Annotated in this window: 17 protein-coding genes and 1 tRNA gene; 11 read left to right on the top strand and 7 right to left on the bottom strand. The window is 70.1% G+C overall.

Going from position 1 to position 19,081, the window contains the following annotated elements; translation table 11 throughout:
- The first annotated feature begins 108 nt into the window (after positions 1-108).
- The 3 genes from C3492_RS03075 (at position 109) to C3492_RS03085 (ending at position 1,525) form a co-directional block, all read left to right on the top strand.
- Positions 109-771 carry an HNH endonuclease signature motif containing protein gene (locus C3492_RS03075; protein ID WP_103810148.1) on the top strand — a complete coding sequence of 221 codons (663 nt, stop codon included), beginning with the start codon at positions 109-111 and terminating at the stop codon, positions 769-771.
- Positions 768-1,442, top strand: a complete 675-nt coding sequence (locus tag C3492_RS03080) for an HNH endonuclease (RefSeq protein WP_103810149.1) — start codon at positions 768-770, stop codon at positions 1,440-1,442. The genes C3492_RS03075 and C3492_RS03080 overlap by 4 nt, the downstream gene beginning before the upstream one ends.
- Positions 1,442-1,525, top strand: a tRNA-Leu gene (locus C3492_RS03085). Before C3492_RS03080 ends, C3492_RS03085 begins: the two co-directional genes overlap by 1 nt.
- Before the next feature lie 48 nt (positions 1,526-1,573).
- Here C3492_RS03085 and rdgB read toward each other — a convergent pair.
- The gene (rdgB, locus tag C3492_RS03090) at positions 1,574-2,176 is read right to left on the bottom strand and encodes an RdgB/HAM1 family non-canonical purine NTP pyrophosphatase (protein ID WP_103810150.1); all 603 of its coding nucleotides are present in this window, start codon (positions 2,174-2,176) and stop codon (positions 1,574-1,576) included.
- A gap of 26 nt (positions 2,177-2,202) precedes the next feature.
- Positions 2,203-3,537, bottom strand: a complete 1,335-nt coding sequence (locus C3492_RS03095) for an SGNH/GDSL hydrolase family protein (protein WP_103810151.1) — start codon at positions 3,535-3,537, stop codon at positions 2,203-2,205.
- Between the two features lie 195 nt (positions 3,538-3,732).
- Between C3492_RS03095 and C3492_RS03100 the strand changes: the two genes are divergently transcribed.
- Both C3492_RS03100 and C3492_RS03105 read left to right on the top strand, forming a co-directional pair.
- A complete protein-coding gene (locus C3492_RS03100) occupies positions 3,733-5,046 on the top strand; it encodes a DUF445 domain-containing protein (RefSeq protein ID WP_258055461.1) in 1,314 nt (437 codons plus the stop codon).
- A gap of 63 nt (positions 5,047-5,109) precedes the next feature.
- Entirely contained in the window at positions 5,110-6,708 is a 1,599-nt protein-coding gene (locus C3492_RS03105) for an MFS transporter (protein WP_258055462.1), read from the top strand.
- Positions 6,709-6,711: 3 nt separating this feature from the next.
- Here the strand turns inward: C3492_RS03105 and C3492_RS03110 are convergent, their stop codons facing one another.
- On the bottom strand, positions 6,712-7,188 hold the full coding sequence (locus C3492_RS03110; protein WP_103810153.1) for a hypothetical protein: 477 nt from the start codon (positions 7,186-7,188) through the stop codon (positions 6,712-6,714).
- 209 nt (positions 7,189-7,397) lie between these two features.
- Here C3492_RS03110 and C3492_RS03115 point away from each other — a divergent pair, with 209 nt between their 5' ends.
- The gene (locus C3492_RS03115) at positions 7,398-8,348 is read left to right on the top strand and encodes a GlxA family transcriptional regulator (protein WP_103810154.1); all 951 of its coding nucleotides are present in this window, start codon (positions 7,398-7,400) and stop codon (positions 8,346-8,348) included.
- 10 nt (positions 8,349-8,358) lie between these two features.
- Here the strand turns inward: C3492_RS03115 and C3492_RS03120 are convergent, their stop codons facing one another.
- Entirely contained in the window at positions 8,359-8,664 is a 306-nt protein-coding gene (locus C3492_RS03120; protein WP_103810155.1) for a hypothetical protein, read from the bottom strand.
- 214 nt (positions 8,665-8,878) lie between these two features.
- On the opposite strand from C3492_RS03120, the gene C3492_RS03125 reads away from it, so the two are divergent.
- Positions 8,879-9,304, top strand: coding sequence for an Hsp20/alpha crystallin family protein (locus C3492_RS03125; protein WP_181140170.1), 426 nt, complete (start codon positions 8,879-8,881; stop codon positions 9,302-9,304).
- Between the two features lie 354 nt (positions 9,305-9,658).
- Positions 9,659-10,138, top strand: a complete 480-nt coding sequence (locus C3492_RS03130; protein ID WP_103810157.1) for a DUF2267 domain-containing protein — start codon at positions 9,659-9,661, stop codon at positions 10,136-10,138.
- Between the two features lie 80 nt (positions 10,139-10,218).
- Here the strand turns inward: C3492_RS03130 and C3492_RS03135 are convergent, their stop codons facing one another.
- Positions 10,219-13,362, bottom strand: a complete 3,144-nt coding sequence (locus tag C3492_RS03135) for a DUF3427 domain-containing protein (protein ID WP_181140171.1) — start codon at positions 13,360-13,362, stop codon at positions 10,219-10,221.
- Positions 13,363-13,484: 122 nt separating this feature from the next.
- Here C3492_RS03135 and C3492_RS03140 point away from each other — a divergent pair, with 122 nt between their 5' ends.
- Entirely contained in the window at positions 13,485-14,522 is a 1,038-nt protein-coding gene (locus C3492_RS03140; RefSeq protein ID WP_181140172.1) for a YDG/SRA domain-containing protein, read from the top strand.
- Here the strand turns inward: C3492_RS03140 and C3492_RS03145 are convergent.
- Entirely contained in the window at positions 14,519-15,535 is a 1,017-nt protein-coding gene (locus C3492_RS03145) for a hypothetical protein (RefSeq protein WP_103810159.1), read from the bottom strand. The genes C3492_RS03140 and C3492_RS03145 overlap by 4 nt on opposite strands.
- A 124-nt stretch (positions 15,536-15,659) precedes the next feature.
- On the opposite strand from C3492_RS03145, the gene C3492_RS03150 reads away from it, so the two are divergent.
- Entirely contained in the window at positions 15,660-16,685 is a 1,026-nt protein-coding gene (locus C3492_RS03150) for a permease (RefSeq protein ID WP_103810160.1), read from the top strand.
- Between the two features lie 32 nt (positions 16,686-16,717).
- Positions 16,718-17,434 (top strand): TIGR03943 family putative permease subunit, encoded by a 717-nt coding sequence (locus tag C3492_RS03155; RefSeq protein ID WP_103810161.1) that lies wholly within the window; start codon positions 16,718-16,720, stop codon positions 17,432-17,434.
- A gap of 207 nt (positions 17,435-17,641) precedes the next feature.
- Here C3492_RS03155 and C3492_RS03160 read toward each other — a convergent pair whose 3' ends face one another.
- Positions 17,642-19,033, bottom strand: a complete 1,392-nt coding sequence (locus C3492_RS03160) for an MFS transporter (protein WP_103810162.1) — start codon at positions 19,031-19,033, stop codon at positions 17,642-17,644.
- Between the last annotated feature and the right edge of the window lie 48 nt (positions 19,034-19,081).

Raw genomic sequence — 19,081 nt, forward strand, 5'->3', positions numbered from 1 at the left:
GGAGCCCCCGGCGCGGGCCGTTTTCGTCGATACGGAGCGTGACTCTCCGACAACCGTTTCGTTACTCCGTACGGGCAACGAACGCACGCCCGGATCGGAGGGGGCTCGATGGGGGCCGGCGCATACACCAGGGAGCGGCTGCAACAGGCGGCCCGGGGGGCACGGACATTGTCGGAGGCGTTGGAGAGGCTGGGGGTGGATCCGGGGAGTTCGAGGCGTGACTACATCAGGCGGCGGATGAAGAAGCTCGGCGTCGACACGTCGCACTTCGAGCCGGAGGGGGTGAAGTGGACGCGCGAGATCCTTGAGCCGGTCGTCGCAGCGTCCGCGAGCGTCAACGAGGTCGTGCGCCGGCTCGGGCTCGACTCCGTCGGCGGCCACCAGGCCAACATCGCCCGGCGGATCAAGGCGTACGGCATCGACACCTCGCACTTCACGTCCGTGGTCCGCACCGAACGGATGCGGTACAACCAGCGCCGTCGGACCCCCGAGGAGATCCTCGTCGAGGACAGGTCGGCACATGCTCCGCGCATTCCGAGTCAGCGGCTCAAGAGGGCCATGAACGAGCTGGGTGTCCAGGAGTGTTGCGCCCTGTGCGGTATCGAGCCGGTCTGGCGTGGTGAACCACTTCCGCTGGAGGTCGATCACATGGACGGCAACTGGCGGAACAACCGCATCGACAACCTGCGGTTCCTCTGTCCCAACTGCCATGCGACGACCGACACCTACCGAGGACGCGGGAAGGGTCGTGCGAGGGCAGGCGCCGTATGAGCGGCGGAGTGCAGTACAGCCGCGAGCGGTTGGCCCAGGCAGCCACGCAGTGTTCGGACCTTGACGAGGTCATCGCCTTCTTCGGCACCCGGCCGTACGGCCGACTACGCGCATACCTCGTGGAGCGGTTCGCCCACTTCGACATCGACATCTCGCACTTCTCACCCACGGGCAGGCAGGCGCGGCCCGCGCCGGACGTCCTGCGGGCGGTGGTCCACGACTCGGCGTCCATCGCGGAGGTGCTGCGCCGCCTCGGTCGTCCGAACAGCGGCGGCCAACGCGCGATGCTGCGCAAGTGGATCGCCGAGGACGGCCTCCATACCGCCCACTTCCTCGGCCAGGCGCATCAGCGAGGCAAGCCGGGTACGAATGCCAAGCGGCCGGAAGCCGTCCTGGTGCGGCATGAAGGCGAGCACCGCGTCGCGACCGAACGTCTTCGGCGTGCGCTCCGTGAAGTGGGCGTTCCTGAACAGTGCGCCGGGTGCGGGGTCGGTCCGGAGTGGCACGGCAAGCCGATGACGCTGGAGATCGACCACATCAACGGGGACCGGCGCGACAACCGGCAGCAGAACCTGCGGCTGCTGTGCCCCAACTGCCATGCGATCACGAGCACCTGGTGCAGGGGCGGCGGAAGGCGGCGAGCAACTCCCGGTACGATGGCAGGCGGCTAGCGGCGGTGGCGCAATGGCGACGCAGCAGACTTAGGATCTGTGGCCCTTGACCGGGCTTGAGGGTTCGAATCCCTTCCGCCGCACGTAAACGGCCTGCGAGTCGAAAGCTGACTCGCAGGCCGTTTCTGTGCTCAGCCCAACAGCTCCCGCACCACCGGCACCAGCGCCCGGAACGCCTTCCCCCGGTGGCTGATCGCGTTCTTCTCGTCGGGGGTCAGCTCGGCGCACGTCCGCGTCTCGCCGTCCGGCTGGAGGACCGGGTCGTAGCCGAAGCCGTTGGTGCCGGCGGGGGCGTGCCGCAGGGTGCCGCGCAGCTGTCCCTCCACCACCCGTTCCGTGCCGTCCGGCAGCGCGAGGGCCGCCGCGCAGGCGAAGTGGGCGCCGCGGTGTTCGTCGGCGATGTCCGAGAGCTGGGCCAGCAGCAGATCGAGGTTGGCCTTGTCGTCGCCGTGGCGGCCGGCCCAGCGGGCGGAGAAGATGCCGGGGGCGCCGCCCAGGACGTCGACGCACAGGCCGGAGTCGTCGGCGACGGCGGGCAGGCCGGTGGCCTGGGCGAGGGCGTGCGCCTTGAGCAGGGCGTTCTCGGCGAAGGTGACGCCGGTCTCCTTGACGTCGGGAACGTCGGGGAAGGCGTCGGCGCCGATGAGTTCGTGGGGGAGTCCGGCTTCAGCGAGGATGGCCCTCAGCTCGGTGATCTTTCCGGCGTTGCGGGTGGCGAGGATCAAGCGGGTCATGTCCGCCAGTATTCCTCGCTGCCCGGTCACAGCTCCGTCTGGCCCGCGCTCTTCAGGGTGCGCAGGTCGAAGACCCCGGCCATGGTGCGGTAGCCCAGGTCGCTGGGGTGGAGGTGGTCGCCGGAGTCGTATTCGGGGCGCAGTCGGCGCGGGTCGTAGGGGTCCCGGAGGGCCTTGTCGAAGTCGACGACCGCGTCGTACACGCCACCGGCCCGGATCCGTGCGTTGATCTGCCGGCGTACGGCTTCGCGGGCGGGGGTGTATCCGTGGTGGCCCTGGAACGGCATGAGGGTGGCGCCGACGACTTCCAGGCCGCGGGCGTGGGCCTGGCGGACGAGGGTGCGCAGGCCGGTGAGGATGCGGTCGGGGTCGGCGAGCCGGGGGTTGCGCAGGATGTCGTTGATGCCGAGGTCGATGACGACGACCTTGACGTTGGGGCGGTCGAGCGCGTCGCGGGCGAAGCGGCCGAGGCCGCTCTGGTTCTCGGCGGGCCGGCCGAGGCCGTCGGCGAGGACCTGGTTGCCGCTGATGCCCTCGTTGACGACGCTGTAGCGGGGCAGTTGCCGTCCGCTGCGCAGGGCGTCGCGGAGGCGGCCGTCGAGGATGTCGGGCCAGCGGTGGTTGGCGCCGGTGGTGGAGGTGACGCCGTCGGTGAGGGAGTCGCCGAAGGCGACGACGGTGCCGGTGGCCTCGTTGCTGAGCACGTCGAGGGCGGTCACGTACCGCCAGTAGGGGGTCTGTCCGGTGTAGGGGGTGCCGGTGGTGTCCTCGGTGCGGTCGCCGGTGGCGAGGTACGAGATCTGCCGGGCGCGCGGGTGGTAGGTGACGGGCCCGGAGGGGGTGGGGGAGTAGGTGGTGATCAGGACGTCGGCGCCGTGGGGGAGGGTGAGGTGCACGGGGTCGCTGACGGCCTGTGCGCCGGCGGGGATGACGACGCCGGGGGCGCCGTCGAAGGCGAGGCGCCGCATCGTTTCCGCGTCGGCGGCCGGGCTGCCGTCGCCCAGGGAGAGGGCGAGGGAGGCGTGGCTGATGGTGAGGTCGGACTGGCCGTACAGGTTGGACAGCGTGACGCGGGCACTCGTACCGCCGGCGCTGGTGTGGACGACGTTGCGGACGGAGCGGCCCGCGAGGCCGGCGGTCTCGGTGCCGGGTTCGCCGCCGACGGGGGCGGTGGCCCAGGCGCCGACCCAGGTGCCGGTGGAGGCGGGGGCGGCGTGGGAGTCGTGGCGTGGGCGGTTGTCGGTGAGGGCGCCGCGCGGGGTGCCGTCGTCGGCGGCGACGGTGACGTATATGGCGGCGGACAGGGCCACCACCAGCGCGACGAGCGCGCTCAGGACGGCATAACCATGACGCTTGGTCACGCTTGTGTTGTTCTCCTCGACAGATGGGAGCGCGTGGCTCCGATCTTGCTCGCCCATGATGGGTCATGGGCCGGGGTGGCGTGACAGGACCCTGCCACTACGACCCTTCAGACAGACGCCGGGAACTCCTGTTTCGTTCCGGGAGTCGGTCAGGAAGGGACAATTGTGTGCGGGATCACCGAACGGGTGGAGCTGATGGAACCTACCGAGACGGGAACACCGGGGCGGGTCGCGTCGTACAAGACGATGACGGCGTTCACTCCGGCCGACGAGGAGCGCCGGCGCGGGGTGCGCCGGATGAAGGCGACGGCGACGGGCATGCTGCTGTTCGTCGCGGTGGTCTATGTGCTGGCGAAGACGGCCGGGAACGCGGGCGCCGGGGCGTGGACGGACTATGTGGCGGCGGCGGCCGAGGCGGGGATGGTCGGCGCGCTCGCCGACTGGTTCGCGGTCACGGCTCTCTTCCGGCACCCGCTGGGGCTGCCCATTCCGCACACCGCGATCATTCCCACGAAGAAGGATCAGCTGGGTGTCTCGCTGGGTGAGTTCGTCGGTGAGAACTTCCTCTCCGAGGAGGTGGTGCGGCAGCGGTTGCACGCGGTCGGCATCGGCAGCCGGCTCGGGGCCTGGCTGGCCGAGCCGGAGCACGCGGACCGGGTGACGGCGGAGCTGGCGACGGCGCTGCGGGGGGCGCTGACGGTGCTGCGGGACTCGGATGTGCAGGCGGTCGTCGGTGAGGCGATCACCCGGCGGGCCAACGCGCAGGAGATCGCGCCGGGCATCGGCAAGACGCTGGAGAGGATCGTCGCCGACGGTGGGCACCGCCGGGTGGTGGATCTGGTGGTGGCCCGGGCGCACGACTGGCTGGTGCTGCACCGGGACGATGTGATGGTGGCGGTGGAGGGGGGTGCGCCGGGGTGGACCCCGCGGTTCGTGGACCGGAAGGTGGGCGAGCGGGTCTACAAGGAGCTGCTGCGGTTCGTGACCGAGATGCGGGACATGCCCTCGCACCCGGCGCGTGGCGCGCTGGACCGTTTCCTCACCGACTTCGCCTCCGATCTGCAGTCGGACACGGACACCCGGGCGCGGGTGGAGCGGCTCAAGGGTGAGGTGCTGGGCCGGGGTGAGGTGCAGGACCTGATCGCGTCCGTGTGGACGGCCGTGCGGTCGATGATCGTGGCGGCGGCGGAGGACGAGCGCAGTGAGCTGCGGACGCGGGTGCGGGCGGCGCTGCTGTCGCTGGGCGCGCGGATGGCGACCGAGCAGAAGGTGCAGGACAAGGTCGACAGCTGGGTGGAGGGCGCCGCGGTGCACGTCGTGACGACGTACCGCACGGAGATCACCTCGCTGATCACGGACACGGTGGCGGGCTGGGACCCGGAGCACACCACCCGCAAGATCGAGGCGCACATCGGCCGGGACCTCCAGTTCATCCGCATCAACGGCACGGTGGTGGGCTCCCTGGCCGGGCTGGTGATCTACAGCCTCTCGCGCTGGCTGGGGGCCTGACCGGAGTGTTCCGCCGCGGCCAGGGCACCCGGTATCCCGTCCTTCGACGCGGAGGTAGCGCCCATGAGCACAGCCGAGGCCGGCACCGGCCGGACCCTCACCACCGACATCCCGGCCAGACTCGACCGCCTGCCCTGGTCCCGTTGGCACTGGACGATCGTCATCGGCCTGGGAACCGTGTGGATCCTGGACGGCCTGGAGGTCACGGTCGTCGGCAACATCGCCAGCCGGTTGTCGGAGCCCGGCAGCGGCCTGGCGATCAGTTCCGGTCAGGTCACCGGCGTCGCCGCCGCGTTGTATGTGGCGGGTGCCTGCGCGGGCGCCCTGTTCTGGGGCCGGCTGACGGACCGGTTCGGCCGCAAGAACCTCTTCATGATCACCCTGGCGGTGTACCTCGCGGCGACGGCGCTGACGGCCGTGTCCTGGGAGGCCTGGTGGTTCTTCCTCTTCCGCTTCCTGACGGGCTTCGGCATCGGCGGTGAGTACGCGGCCATCAACTCAGCGATCGACGAGCTGATCCCGGCGGACTACCGCGGCCGGGTGGACCTGATCATCAACGGCAGCTTCTGGCTGGGCGCGGTCGGCGGTTCCCTGCTGTCGATCGTCGCGCTCGACACCGGCCTGCTGGCGAAGGACGTCGGCTGGCGCCTGACGTTCGCGCTCGGCACGGTCCTCGCGCTGGTCATCCTGCTCGTACGACGGCACGTCCCGGAGAGTCCGCGGTGGCTGCTGATCCACGGCAGGGACCGGGAGGCGGAGGAGATCGTCTCCGGCATCGAGCGCCGGGTGGAGGAGGAGCGGGGCGAGCCGCTCCCCGCGGCCGAGGGCGAGCTGGAGATCCACCAGCGCAAGAGCGTGTCGTTCATGGAGATCGCCCGTACGGTGTTCGGCCGCTACCGCAGGCGGGCGGTGCTCGGCTTCTCCCTCTTCATCGGCCAGGCGTTCCTGTACAACGCGATCACCTTCGGCTTCGGCGCGATCCTGACCAAGTTCTTCGACGTGCCCTCCGGCCACACCGGCTACTACTTCGCGGTGATCGCGGTCGGCAACTTCTGCGGCCCGCTGCTGCTGGGCAAGCTGTTCGACACGGTCGGCCGTCGCGTGATGATCTCCTCGACGTACCTGTTGTCGGGTCTGCTGCTGTTCGGCACGGCGTGGCTGTTCGACCGGGGTTCGCTGAGCGCGGGCACGCTGACCGCCTGCTGGTGCGCGGTGCTGTTCTTCGCCTCGGCGGGTGCCTCCAGCGCGTACCTCACGGTGTCGGAGATCTTCCCGATGGAGACGCGGGCGATGTCCATCGCGTTCTTCTACGCCCTCGGCACCGCGGCCGGCGGTATCAGCGGTCCGCTGCTGTTCGCCGACCTGACGGGTACGGGCCGGGTCGGTGACACCGTCCTCGCCTTCTGCATCGGCGCGGCGCTGATGTGCGCGGCCGGGCTGGTCGCCGCCTTCCTGGCGGTACGGGCCGAGCGCCGCTCCCTGGAGGACATCGCCCGCCCGCTGACGGCGGTGGCCGGCCGGGCCAGGGCGGCGGCCCGGGGCGCCCGGCCGTCCGGGGGGACGCCGGGTTCGCAGGGCCGGGGTGGTCCTTCGGCGCCGTCGGCGGGGGGTTCGCAGGGCCGGGGTGGTCCCTCGGCGCCGCCGGCGGCGAGCAGGCCGTGACCGTCAGGCGCCGGTCGTGGAGCCCGGCCGGACGATCATCAGGACGGTCACGGCGGCCCACAGCAGGTTGAACAGCCCGGTGACCATGCCGAGCCGCGCGGCCCGTCCGGCCTCCGCCCTTCCTTCGATCAGCGCGGACTGGGCGGGCAGCACCAGCGCCGCGAGGACGAGGGCCGCGAGGGCGGTGAGCACGATCGACACGATCAGCCATGCGCTGCCGAGCACGCCCATTTCGCTCGCGGTGGCGAACCCGAAGACGGGGACGACGACGCCGACGACGGCGTAGACGCGGCAGATGCGGTGCAGCAGGTGGAGGGTGCCGGTGGCGTCGGGGCCGTCGTCGCCGTGGCTGTCGTCGGCGCCGGGCCGGGTGCTCAGGGCCCGGCGGGCGGCGGGCGGGAACATGCTGGCGGCGACGGCGACGGGACCGATGGCGAGGATCGCGGCGATGACGTGGACGGAGAGCAGGAACTTGGTCACGGGGGGACGGTAGGGGGCGCCGGGATCACGCAGAAGTGGCGTGATTGCCAGTGCTCAACGGATTCCCGCCAGTACCTGGTCCCGTGGGCCGACGGCGCCCTCCTCCCCTGCTGATCCCTGGTCGGCACGGGGTGGGCCGGTTGGCGGGAACCGGTCGGCACGGGTGCGGGCCGGTTGGCGGGAACCCGTCGTACGGCTACCTTCTTGCCATGCATACGGTGGCCGTACTGGCGCTGGACGGCGTCATCCCGTTCGATCTCTCCGCCCCCATCGACACCTTCGGCTGGGCGCGGCTGCCCGACGGCCGGGAGCCGTACCGGGTGCGGGTCTGCTCGGTGCGGGAGGAGGTGAGCGCGGGTGCCTTCACGGTCCGGGCGCCGTACGGCCTGGAGGCGCTGGCGGAGGCCGACACGATCATCCTGCCCGGGGTGGCGCAGCCCCCGGAGGCGCTGCCGCCCGGGGTCGCCGAGGCCCTGCGCGCCGCGGCGGCGAACGGGACCCGGATCGCGTCGATCTGCGTGGGCGCGTTCCTGTTCGCGGCGACGGGCCTGCTGGACGGCCTGCGCGCGACGACCCACTGGGTCGCGGCCCCGGACCTGGCCCGGCGACACCCGGCGGTGACGGTCGACCCGAACGTCCTGTACGTCGACAACGGCCAGTTCCTGACGTCGGCGGGCGCGGCGGCCGCCCTGGACATGTGTCTGCACATGATCCGCAAGGACTTCGGCTCGGCGGTCGCCGCGCACGCGGCGCGGATGTCGGTGATGCCACTGGAACGGGAGGGCGGACAGGCCCAGTTCATCGTCCACGACCTGCCCCCGGCCCCGGCCGGCACCACCCTGGAGCCCCTGCTGGCCTGGCTGGAGGACCACTGCGACCAGGATCTGACGCTGGCCGAGATCGCGGCGAAGGCCGGTATGAGCACCCGTACCCTCAACCGCCGCTTCCGGGAGCAGACCGGTACGACACCCCTCCAGTGGCTGCACCGGGCGCGGGTGCGCAGGGCCCAGTACCTGCTGGAGACCACTGCGTACCCGGTGGAGCGCATCGCCGTCCAGACGGGCTTCGGCTCACCGACGGCGTTCCGGGAACGGTTCCGGAGGGTGGCGGGGACGAGCCCGCAGGCGTACCGGAGGGCGTTCCGGGCGGGGGTGTCCTGAAAGAGGGAGCTCAGGCGGGCTTGCGGTCGGCGACGGCCCAGGAGGCGAGGGCGACGGCGCCGGCGACGCCGAGGACGGACGGCCAGGCGCCGACCTTCTTGGCCAGCGGGTGGGAGCCGGCGAACGCGGCGACGTAGGCGGCGGTCAGCGCGCCCGCGGCCTTCCCGCCGGCCCGGGCGCGCCACTGCTGGGCCGCCGCGGCACCGGCGACGGCCAGGACGGCCCCGCCGAGCTGTCGCTTCTTGGTCCAGCGGGCGACGCCGTAACCGCCGACGAGCCCGGTGGCGGCGACGACCGCGCTGGGAACTCGGGCCATGGTGGCCTCCTCGTGTCCGTTTCACTGCCGTTGGATCTGGCCCGAGGCTAACGCCGGCCTGAGACGGACGCGCAGGTGGGTGGGCGAATGGAGCCCGAGTCGAACCCGGACACGAGCCGAACCTGAGTCTAGGCTTGTCAAGTTTTCGGCGGAGAGTTATATAAGAAGCCGTAGGGCATCGCACCCCAGCCCCTGATGGAAGGAGTGACCCGTGATGCTCATGCGTACGGACCCGTTCCGGGACTTCGACCGGCTCACGCAGCAGCTCTTCGGCGCGACCCCCCGTCCGTCCGCGATGCCGATGGACGCCTACCGTTCCGGCGAAGAGTTCCTGGTCCACTTCGACCTTCCCGGCATCGACCCGGAGACGATCGAACTCGACGTCGAGCGCAACGTCCTCAACGTCCGCGCGGAGCGCCGCAGCCCCGCTCCCGAGGACGCGGAGATGCTGGTCGCCGAACGGCCCACGGGTACGTTCACCCGCCAGCTCTTCCTGGGCGAGACGCTCGACACGGACCGCATCGACGCCTCGTACGAGGCCGGCGTCCTGACCCTGCGCATCCCGGTGGCCGAACAGGCCAAGCCGCGCCGCATCCAGATCACCGGCGGGGGCGGCGACCGCAAGGAGATCAGCGGCTGAGGCCGCCGCACAGGCCGTGTGACGGACATGGGCCCGGAGCCGCTCGCGACGCGCGACAACCACGTGCCCCGCATGCCAGGCCGGCAGGCGGGGCACGAAAACGCACGGCACGCGGTACGCACGTGCAGTCCAGGCAACCCGTGCAGTCGAAGCAGCCCGAGCGGCACCGGCGGCCCACCGGCCCAAGCGCCCCCATGCAGACGATGCGGCCCAAGCGGCCCAAGCAACCCCACGCAGCCAATGCAGCCCAATCGGCCCATGCCGCACATTGGCCGAACTCCCGCCCATGTCCGCTGCATTACGGGGTACCGGGCTTCCGGTGCCCCGAAGCGTCCCGGAGGAGGAGCCAGCACGATGACCGTGACGACCCCGCAGCCCAGAACCACCATCCCGACCCCGTCCCTGCGCCCCCTCGCCAAGGACCGGACGGAGGACGCCGACTGGCTGGAGCTGACAGAGGCGGTGCGTGACGCGGGCCAGTACCCGACGAGGGCGGAGGCGGAAAGCGTCACCCGCATCGTCCTGTCGGCCCTCGGCGGCCACGTCACCGGCGACGAACGCGTGGCCCTGGCCCAGGCCCTCCCCCGGGAGGCAGGCCGCGTCATCGCCTCCCAGATCCCCGCGACCCACCCGCTGACGGCCCGCGAGTTCGTCGAGTCGGTGGCCACCCGCATAGAGGGCTCGACCCCGGCGACGGCCCGCTGGGACGTCAGCTCGGTCCTGAGCGTCCTGTCGACCCACGTCGGCGAGTCGCTGACCACCCGCGTCCTGGCGCAACTCCCGCCGGGGTACGCCTTGCTGTTCGGGCGGGCGGATCTGGCACCTATGGTCTAGACGGGATGAGGACCCCGGGCGCCGCCACCACACGCGGCGCCCGCCGCCCCTTACAACCTCTTCCGCGACGAGCTGAGTGGCTATCCCGCGGCGATCGAGGAGTAAGTCCACACGTCTGCTGGCAGCTCATGATGGAGATCCCACATGATCGCCATCGGCTTGCTTCCCGAATGCCCCGCATAGGACGCGGGTCCCAGAAACATCCAAGGCGCAGCCTTCCTGATGCTGGTCTCCTTGTAGCGGCGCAGGAACAGCAGGACGTGGCTTCCTCTTTCAGCGTGTTGTTGGTAGCGCTGTCCTGTCGCTGAGCTCTCCGATGTGCTGTTCTGCGATTCCCAGTGGAAGCGCGTGGGGCTGATCGCGTAATCTTTGTAGCGCACATTGGGTGAGAAGTCTCGTTCGTTCTTCTCCAGGGTGATGAGGAGTGCATCCGTGGCAATGTTCTCGACCCAGGTGACACCTTGACTGAAGACGCCCGGCATTTGGCCACCCAGACGCGCAACGCCGAGAGCTGCCAAGGCTTCGGAGCGGTTGTACGCGCTGTGGATTTTCAGCGGAAGGTGGCTGAGGGGGCCCTCCAAGGTGATGGGGTAATGGTCCGTCCGGTCGATGACGTACGACAGGACCTCGCGCAGTTCGCTGCGAAATGCATGCTGGTCACGGAGGGATTGCAGGCCATCCTGGTAACTGGAAAATCCACCTGCCTTGTCCCAAAGGTTGAAGAACAGCATGCGGGCGTACATCTGGTCGGCGGGGGACAGTGAGTCGTAGTCAGGGGCGTCATCCCGCAGTAGGCGGTGGTAGGCCCTGGCGCGGTCGGGGTCGTCGACGTGGAGGAAGGCGTGGACGCGCTTAAGGAGATCTTCTTCTCCGGGCGGAGCTGACTCGGTGTTCTGTCCTGCCCTGCGGAGCACCTTGGTCCAGGAGCTATCACTCTTGTACAGCTCGTGGATCTCCCGCCGACTCTCACGCAAGTACTCTGCCAACGTGGGTGTGCTGTAGTCCCGGACCTCCTTGGCCAAAGTGGTGACCGTGGCCTTGAGTTGGGTGCGAATGTTGTCGAGAACGAGATCCTTCGACTTGCCTTCGAGGATGATTTGGCACCCCGAAGGCAGCTGGGGAAAATCTCGCTCGATGTTGTCGACAAGGCGGTTGCGAGAGAGGTTTGTCAGGGCGCGGAATTGCTCTTCGAAGCGGAATTCCGCCCGGTGCTGCCCGATGAAGTCGAGTACGGTGAGCACGGGCTTGTGCGGGGTGCGACGTAGGCCGCGTCCAAGCTGTTGAAGGAAGACGGTTGCGCTGCCGGTCGGGCGAAGCAGGAGCAGCGTGTCGACATCGGGGATGTCCAGACCTTCGTTGAACAGGTCCACGGAGAAAATGACTTGGGTGCGGCCGGCCCTCAGGTCCTCCAAGGTACGCTCGCGGGCGTCCGGAGCCGACTCACTGTCGAGATGCGCCGCTTGAAACCCCGCTTGGCGGAAGCACTCGGCCATAAAGCGTGCATGGGCCTTGGTCACACAGAAGCCGAGGGCGCGCATCGCAGCCGGGTTGGAGATCTTGTCCTGGACCTGCTTGATGACGATGCGTGCCCGCGCGTGATCACCCGTGTAAAGACTGCCCAGTTGCTCTCGCTCGTAGCTGCCTGATCGCCAGCTCACCGTCGTCAGATCGGTGCCGTCGGGTAGCCCAAAGTAGTGGAACGGGCACAGCAGGTCATTTTCGAGGGCCTCCCAGAGCCGCAGCTCTGCCGCGATACGTCCGCCGAAGAACTCGTCTTGCACATTGCGGCCATCCATGCGCTCAGGAGTGGCCGTCAAACCCAGAAGCTCGGCGGGTTGGAAGTGATCGAGCACCCGCCGGTAGGTGTCCGCAGTTGCATGGTGGAACTCGTCGATGACAATGATGTCGAAGTGGTCGGGTGCAAGCTGCTCCAACCGGCGGAGATTAAGGGACTGGACGCTGGCGAACACGTGCGTCCAGTCGCGGGGCTCTTGGCCGTTGAACAGCAACTCGCCAAAGGAGGCATCGTTCAGTACCTCGCGGTACGTCCGCAGGGACTGTTTCAGGATCTCCTTGCGATGGGCGACGAAGAGCAGCCGCGGGAGTCTCCCATCAACGGCATTGCGCAGGTTACGGTAGTCCAGGGCTGCCATGACCGTCTTGCCCGTACCTGTCGCCGCGACCAGGAGGTTGCGGTGGTGGTCTCGAAGGTCCCGCTCTACGCGAAGCCGCTCCAGCATGTCCTTTTGATGGGGGAGCGGGTGCACTTCAAGACCGGACAGGCTGATCTTAAGCTCGCCGGGTTTACCCGTGCCACCTGCGTGGGCCAGTGCTTCAGTGAGTCGTTCGCCATCACGGTCGGGGTCGTACGTCTCGAAGGCAGCGTCGGCCCAGTAGGCATCAAAGGTCGCTTCGAACTTCTCCAGCACTTTGGGAGTAGCAACGGATGCCAACCGTACGTTCCACTCCAGGCCGTCGAGTAGCGCGCTCTTCGAGAGATTCGAGCTGCCGACGTACGCCGTATCAAAGCCGGTCTTGCGGCGGAACAGCCACGCCTTGGCGTGCAGTCGAGTGGACCGGATTTCGTAATTGACCTTGACTTCGGCGCCGAACTCGCGGACCAGGCGGTCGAGGGCAAACCGGTCAGTGGCGCCCATGTATGTGGTGGTGATCACCCGGATAGGCACATGGCGCTCCTTCGCCGCATGAAGCGAGTCTTCAAGGACCCTGATGCCGTACCACTTCACGAAGGCGCAGAGCAGGTCGATGCGGTCTGCCGTGGCCAACTCCGCCCTAAGTTCGGTCCCGAGGCTTGGATCATTCGGAGCGTTGGTGATCAGTGCTGTCTCGGACAGGGGGGTCAGCGGTCGCATGGCGTAGACACCGGGCGCTTCCTGCTCGGCCAGCGCGAGTAGTTGCCGAGGGCCATCAGCGATCGCGTCGACCACCTCGCCCACGTCGGGGTCAGGAGTGTGGGAGATCAACGAGCGCAGGATCGCGTTGGCTGCGTTGACCTGCTTGTCATGCGGGAGTTGGCTCAGCCGAATGCGTACCGCTTCGCCGATGTGGCGGGCGAGCACGTGGGGAGTGGACTCTTCGCTGACCTCCGCATCCACCGCCCTCCAGCCGGCTGCTCCCAACTGCTGCAAGTGGTCTTGCAGTCGACGGGTGACCAGCTCCTCGTACACCCCTGCCACCGGCTGCGCCTGCTCTGACTGTGTCACGCCCGCCCCCTCGGTTCCTCGCGGTATGACCAGTTGTAACAGGGCACACTGACAGCCCGTGTCTTCGTCAGATTGCGAATCTGGAGTGACACAAGTGATCGATTTCGTTCAGTATGGCGCCCGTGGGAGAACAAAGGATCGGTCACATTGAGGGCATCGCTCCAGGCGCGGAGTTCCACCGACGGCGGCAGGTGAAGCGCAACAACCTGCACAGCGACACGGTCAGGGGCATCTCAACACTCGTAGACAAGGACGGCACTCGGGTCGCGGACGCCATCGTCCTGCACGGGGGATATGAGGACGATCACGATGACTGGGACAGCATCCGCTACACGGGAGCCTCACCGGACGTGGACAAGTACAAGGTCAAGGGAGTGCCAAGGCTCCGGCGTAGCCAGTCCTGGGACTATGCGGACAATGCAGCCTTGAAGCGAAGTTACGAACGCGGCCATCCCGTGCGGGTCATCCGTGGTTGGAGGGGGGATAAGCGGTACTCGCCGATCGACTGTTACAGGTATGACGGCCTGTACCTGGTCACGGACATCCGTACCGCCATCGCACGGTCGCCGGCGCCCGACGGTACGCCTGTCGAGATCTGTCAGTTCGATCTGAAGCGTCTTCCTGAACATAGTCAAGATCCGACCTCCCTGGAGCGGCAGATCGCCGACTTGCTGGAACGGCAGGAGCAGGTGGCCGAGGAAGACGGGGACGACGGAGGTTCCGAGGAGGAGGTCGAGGACGCCGAGGAGGAGCCGCCCTCCGGCGAGAAGTTCCCTGAGGCGCGGGCTGCCCACGTGCAGCGCCTGGTTCGGGACGATGCAGTGATACGGAACGTGAAAAGGCTGCATGACGGAGAGTGCCAAATGTGCGGCCTTCGCCTGCTGGGCCCGGACGGCAAGTCGTACAGCGAAGGCGCCCACATCCGACCTCTGGGCAAGCCGCATAGGGGCCCTGACGTCGAACCGAACGTCCTTTGCCTCTGCCCGAACTGTCACGTCCGACTAGACATAGGCGCCATCGTCATAGAGGACGACTGGTCGATTGTCGTACGGGCAGGCGCTTTCGGCGTGGACGTTCGGCCGAAGCTCAAGCGGCACCGGAAGCACAAGATCCACCCGGATTATGTCCGCTACCACCGCGAGTGGTGGTTGAGCCGCTAGTCCACTCCGTGACACTCCTGGTACGCCCCACCCGACCCACACCAGCAGAAAGCCCCCCGCCCCGGCGGCCAAGCCACCGCCCGCCCCCGTGCGGCCAGCGTCGTCGCGTACTGGGGCAGTAGCGTGGCGTCAGCCGGGGACGACCCCTCCGACGCCGCGAACGCCTCGTACGACGGGACCGTGCCCGTGACGATGCCGAGGTTGGCCGTGCCCGAGGCGGACAGTTCGCGCAGCGAGGACTCTATGGTCGACAAGTGGTCGGTGTGGGAGGGGTACTCGGAGGAGAGGGTCGGGTACGCCGAGAGGAGTTCGGAGAGTTCCGGGGCCGGCCAGTGGAGGACCGCGACCGGGAACGGGCGGGAGAGGGCCTCGCGGTAGGCGCCCAGTTCGGCGCGGAGGCGGGAGATCTCCGCCGTCAGTTCCGCCGGGTTGTCCGAGCCCAGGGACCACACGCGTTTGGGGTCGTGGAGTTCGTCCAGGGAGACCGGGGACGTGTGCAGGGTGTCCGCGAGGGTGTCCCGGTCGTCGTGCGGCAGGCCCAGCATGCGGCGGACGCGGTGGCGGCCGTAGAGCAGGGGGTGGGTGGCGGGAGGGGGTTCCTCCGACGCGTCCGGCAGCAGGAGGTCGGTGGCCTCGGTGAACGTCTTCGCCGCCGCCTCCAGTTCGTCGTGGGACTCCAGGGCCTCCGCCACGATCACCCATGGGGCCGGGTCGCGGGGCGCCGTCGTGCGGATGCCCTCGATGATCGCCCTCGCCTCGGCCTCGTGGCCGTACTCCCACAGGTTCGACGCCTTCAGGGCGCGGACCAGGGCGGGGTTGTCCAGCCCGTCGGCGGACGACAGCAGGCGGTCGTAGAGCGTGGTCGCCGCGGGGCGGTCGCCGGACAGCTCCAGGTGGGCCGCCGCCCGCAGGAGGAGGGTCTCGGCGTCCTCGGGGTACAGGCCGGCGGTCCGCTCCAGGCGTGCCGCTTCGGCGGTGTGGTCGACGTTCTCGGCAGGCGTGTCGGGGCGCATGGGGGACACCGTACTGCCGGGGCGTGACAAAAGTGAGGCGCGGAGGGCCGCCGGGGAGGGGGGCTGTCCCACCGGTACGCAGATCTGGATATCTTCTGTCCCGACATCTACCCGCGGAGTCGGCATGCAGAAGGCTGGTGTGCTGGTCGAGGACGATCGTCCGGCCGGCGTCGGGGAGGAGGCGGACGCCCCCGCGCCGCCCCGGTACTGGCCGGTCCTGCTCGTCGGTGCCGCCGTCGTGCCCGGCAGCGCGCTCTTCCTGCTCGGACGCTGGGGCGACGCCCCGGCCGTGCAGGCCTGGCGGACCGTGTGCCTGGCCGTCACCGTGCAGGCCCTGCCCTTCCTGCTGCTCGGCACGGCCCTGTCCGGCGCCATCAACGCCTTCGTGCCGGAGGGCGTGTTCAACAGGATCCTGCCCCGGCGGCCCGCGCTCGCCGTGCCCGTGGCCGGGGTCGCGGGGGTGGTCCTGCCGGGGTGCGAGTGCGCCTCCGTGCCCGTGGCCAACAGCCTCATCAGCCGCGGGGTCACCCCGGCCGCCGCCTTCGCGTTCCTGCTCTCCGCGCCCGCCGTCAACCCCGTCGTGCTCACCGCCACCGCCATCGCGTTCCCCGGGAACCCCGCCATGGTGCTCGCCCGGTTGCTCGCCTCCCTCGCCACCGCCGTCGTCATGGGGTGGCTGTGGCTCCGCTTCGGGCGGGCCGAGTGGCTGCGGCCCGTCGTACGGCACACCGGGCACCAGCACGGGCACAGCCGGTGGGACGAGTTCCGGCGCGGGTTCCAGCACGACTTCCTGCACGCCGGCGGGTTCCTGGTGCTCGGCGCCATGGCCGCGGCCACCTTCAACGTGGCCGTCCCGCGCTCCGTGCTCGACACCTTCGCCGCCGCGCCCTGGCTCTCCGTGCTCTTCCTGGCCGGGCTCGCCGTGCTGCTCGCGGTGTGCTCCGAGGCCGACGCCTTCCTGGCCGCCTCGCTGAGCGGGTTCCCGCCGGTCGCGCGGCTGGCGTTCATGGTGGTGGGGCCCATGGTCGACCTGAAGCTCATCGCCCTCCAGGCGGGGACCTTCGGGCGGGCCTTCGCGGTACGGTTCTCCGCCGCGACCGTCGTCGTCGCCGTCCTGTGCAGCGCGCTGATCGGAGGGGTGCTGCTGTGAGCCGGTCGGCGAGAGGGGCCGGTGGAGGGTCTGTGAAGCGGTCGCTCCAGGCGGGGCTGCTCGTCCTCTGCGGGCTCGGGCTGCTGCACGTCTCCCTCTTCACCGACCTCTGCCTGCGGTACGTCAAGGAGGGCATGCGGCTCCCGCTCATCGCCTCCGGCGCCGTACTGCTCCTGCTCGGCATCGCGAGCGCCGTCCTCGACAGGGGAGCGGAGAGGGGGGAGCACCACGGCCACTCCGGCGTTCCCCGCGTCTCCTGGCTGCTCCTCCTCCCCGCGCTCAGCCTGCTCTTCTACGCCCCGCCCGCCCTCGGCGCCTACACCGCCGCCCGGCAGCCGGCGAAGGCCGTCGTCCACGACAGCGACTTCGATCCGTTGCCGCGCACCTCGCCGCTGCCCATGACGCTCTCCGACTTCACCGGCCGGGTGCGGCAGGATCGGGGGCAGGCCATCAAGGGGCGCACCGTCCTGATGACCGGGTTCGTCACCCCGGGGGACGGCGGAAGCTGGGAGCTGACCCGGATCATCCTCAACTGCTGCGCCGCGGACGCCCAGTCGGTGAAGGTACGGGTCTACGGCGGGCCCGCCATGCCCGCCGACACGTGGGTGACGGTCACCGGGACCTGGCACCCGGGCGGAACCCTGGGCACCGGCTCCGCGGCGGTCGCGCTGGACGCCCGTACGGTCACGAAGGTCCCCCGGCCGTCGAACGGCTACCAGGACGCCCTGCCCCTGGAATCCCTGGAATGACGATCGCCTGCTCCGGTGGATCCCGTCACACGGTGACACGGGTCTGCGCGGCGACGATCACCCGGTGTCGATGAGGCCGAGTGAGCCGGGCGCGCCCGAGCGCACCCTCCACGGCGGTTGACGCCGGTTACGCCGGGCCACGCCTCCTCAGGCCCGACTCACGTCGGTTACGCCGGGCCACGCCCCTCACGCCCGGCTCGCGCCGATTCACGCCCGCTCCCGCAGCGCCAGCACGCTCACCGCGCCCGCCACCGCCAGCCCCGCCGACACCAGCAGGGCGATGTTCGTGCCCCGGGCCAGGCTGCCGCCCGACGTGGCGATGGCGATGGTCAGGGCCACACCGGCGCAGGAGCCGATGTAGCGGAAGGTCTGCTGGGCGCCGGAGCCCATCGCGGCCCGCTGCGGCGGCACCGAGTCGACGGCGAGCAGCGGCAGCGCGCCGTTGAGCAGGCCGCTGCCGACGCCGCCGACGATCAGGCCGGGCAGCAGCCGGGTCCAGGAGCCGGAGCCGACGGCGCCGAGCATCGTGACCATGGCGATCGTGTGCAGGCCGAAGCCCAGGGCGAGCTGGGTGCGGGCGGCGACGCGGCCGGCCAGGTGCTTGACCTGGAGGGCGACGACGAAGCTCAGGCCGGACCAGAGCAGGAACAGTCCGGCCGTGGCCAGGGGGGAGAGCCCGAGCGACTGCTGGAGCAGCGCCGGCAGGAAGCTGAACAGGCCGATCACGGCCAGCCCGGTGAACAGACCGCCCGCCGACGAGGCCAGGAAAGGGGCGTGCCGCAGCAGTCCGAGGTCGATCATCGGGGTACGGGTCCGGCGCTCCACCGCGACGAACACGGCGACCAGGGCGACGGCCGCCGCGAACAGCAGCCCGACCGGTGCGCGCAGCCAGCCGTCGCGGCCCAGCGTCAGGGCCGCGACCAGGGACACCAGCGCCAGACCGAAGGTGAGCGCGCCGAGGGCGTCCGGCCGGCCGCCGCGCGGGGCGCGTGACTCGGCCAGTGCCCGGGTGCCGAGCGCGGCCACGACGAGGGCGGCGGCGCCCAGCACGCCGTAGGCCACCCGCCAGGTCGGCAGCGCGCCCGCGAGCAGCGGGCCCGCGGCGATGCCGCCGCTGACGAAGGCGCCCCACACCCCGGTGGCGTGCAGCCGGCCGCGCGGGCTGGGGAAGGCGTGCACGATCAGGCCGAGGGCGCTGGCCAGCAGGGCCGCGCTGGCCGCGCCCTGGGCGACGCGGGCCAGGGTGAACTGCCAGGTCGACGTGGTGAAGGCGCCGAGGGCGGTGGTGAGGCCGAGGGCCAGGGTGCCGGCGAGGAAGATCCGGCGGCGGCCGTAGTCGTCGGCGAGGCTGCCGGCCACCAGGAGGAGGGCGGCGAGGCCGAGGGGGGCGCCGTTGAGCAGCCAGGCCTGGGCGGACAGCGGGGTGTGCAGGGCGGCCGCGGTGTCCGGCAGCGTGACCATCGGGGCCGTGTACGTCATGAGGGCGACGGCGGTGGCCGCGCTGGTCAGGGCGAGCGTGGCGCGGGGGCGTGCGGGGGTGTCCCGGGGACTGGTCCGGCGCAGGGAGGCGGGGGAGGTGGCGGAGTCGAGCCGGGGCATGGCCTGTCCTGTCATGAGGTCGTCGGGTCCGGTCGTCAGGTTCGGTCG

This window comes from Streptomyces sp. Ru62, from assembly GCF_002920615.1.
Taxonomy (GTDB): Bacteria; Actinomycetota; Actinomycetes; order Streptomycetales; family Streptomycetaceae; genus Streptomyces.

Bases quoted from the DNA above. Each gene is read 5' to 3' on its own strand.
- C3492_RS03075 (WP_103810148.1), top strand. From the start codon at position 109: ATGGGGGCCGGCGCATACACCAGGGAGCGGCTGCAACAGGCGGCCCGG.
- C3492_RS03080 (WP_103810149.1), top strand. From the start codon at position 768: ATGAGCGGCGGAGTGCAGTACAGCCGCGAGCGGTTGGCCCAGGCAGCC.
- rdgB (WP_103810150.1), bottom strand. From the start codon at position 2,176: ATGACCCGCTTGATCCTCGCCACCCGCAACGCCGGAAAGATCACCGAG.
- C3492_RS03100 (WP_258055461.1), top strand. From the start codon at position 3,733: ATGGAACCTACCGAGACGGGAACACCGGGGCGGGTCGCGTCGTACAAG.
- C3492_RS03105 (WP_258055462.1), top strand. From the start codon at position 5,110: ATGAGCACAGCCGAGGCCGGCACCGGCCGGACCCTCACCACCGACATC.
- C3492_RS03115 (WP_103810154.1), top strand. From the start codon at position 7,398: ATGCATACGGTGGCCGTACTGGCGCTGGACGGCGTCATCCCGTTCGAT.
- C3492_RS03120 (WP_103810155.1), bottom strand. From the start codon at position 8,664: ATGGCCCGAGTTCCCAGCGCGGTCGTCGCCGCCACCGGGCTCGTCGGC.
- C3492_RS03125 (WP_181140170.1), top strand. From the start codon at position 8,879: ATGCTCATGCGTACGGACCCGTTCCGGGACTTCGACCGGCTCACGCAG.
- C3492_RS03130 (WP_103810157.1), top strand. From the start codon at position 9,659: ATGACCGTGACGACCCCGCAGCCCAGAACCACCATCCCGACCCCGTCC.
- C3492_RS03145 (WP_103810159.1), bottom strand. From the start codon at position 15,535: ATGCGCCCCGACACGCCTGCCGAGAACGTCGACCACACCGCCGAAGCG.
- C3492_RS03150 (WP_103810160.1), top strand. From the start codon at position 15,660: ATGCAGAAGGCTGGTGTGCTGGTCGAGGACGATCGTCCGGCCGGCGTC.
- C3492_RS03160 (WP_103810162.1), bottom strand. From the start codon at position 19,033: ATGCCCCGGCTCGACTCCGCCACCTCCCCCGCCTCCCTGCGCCGGACC.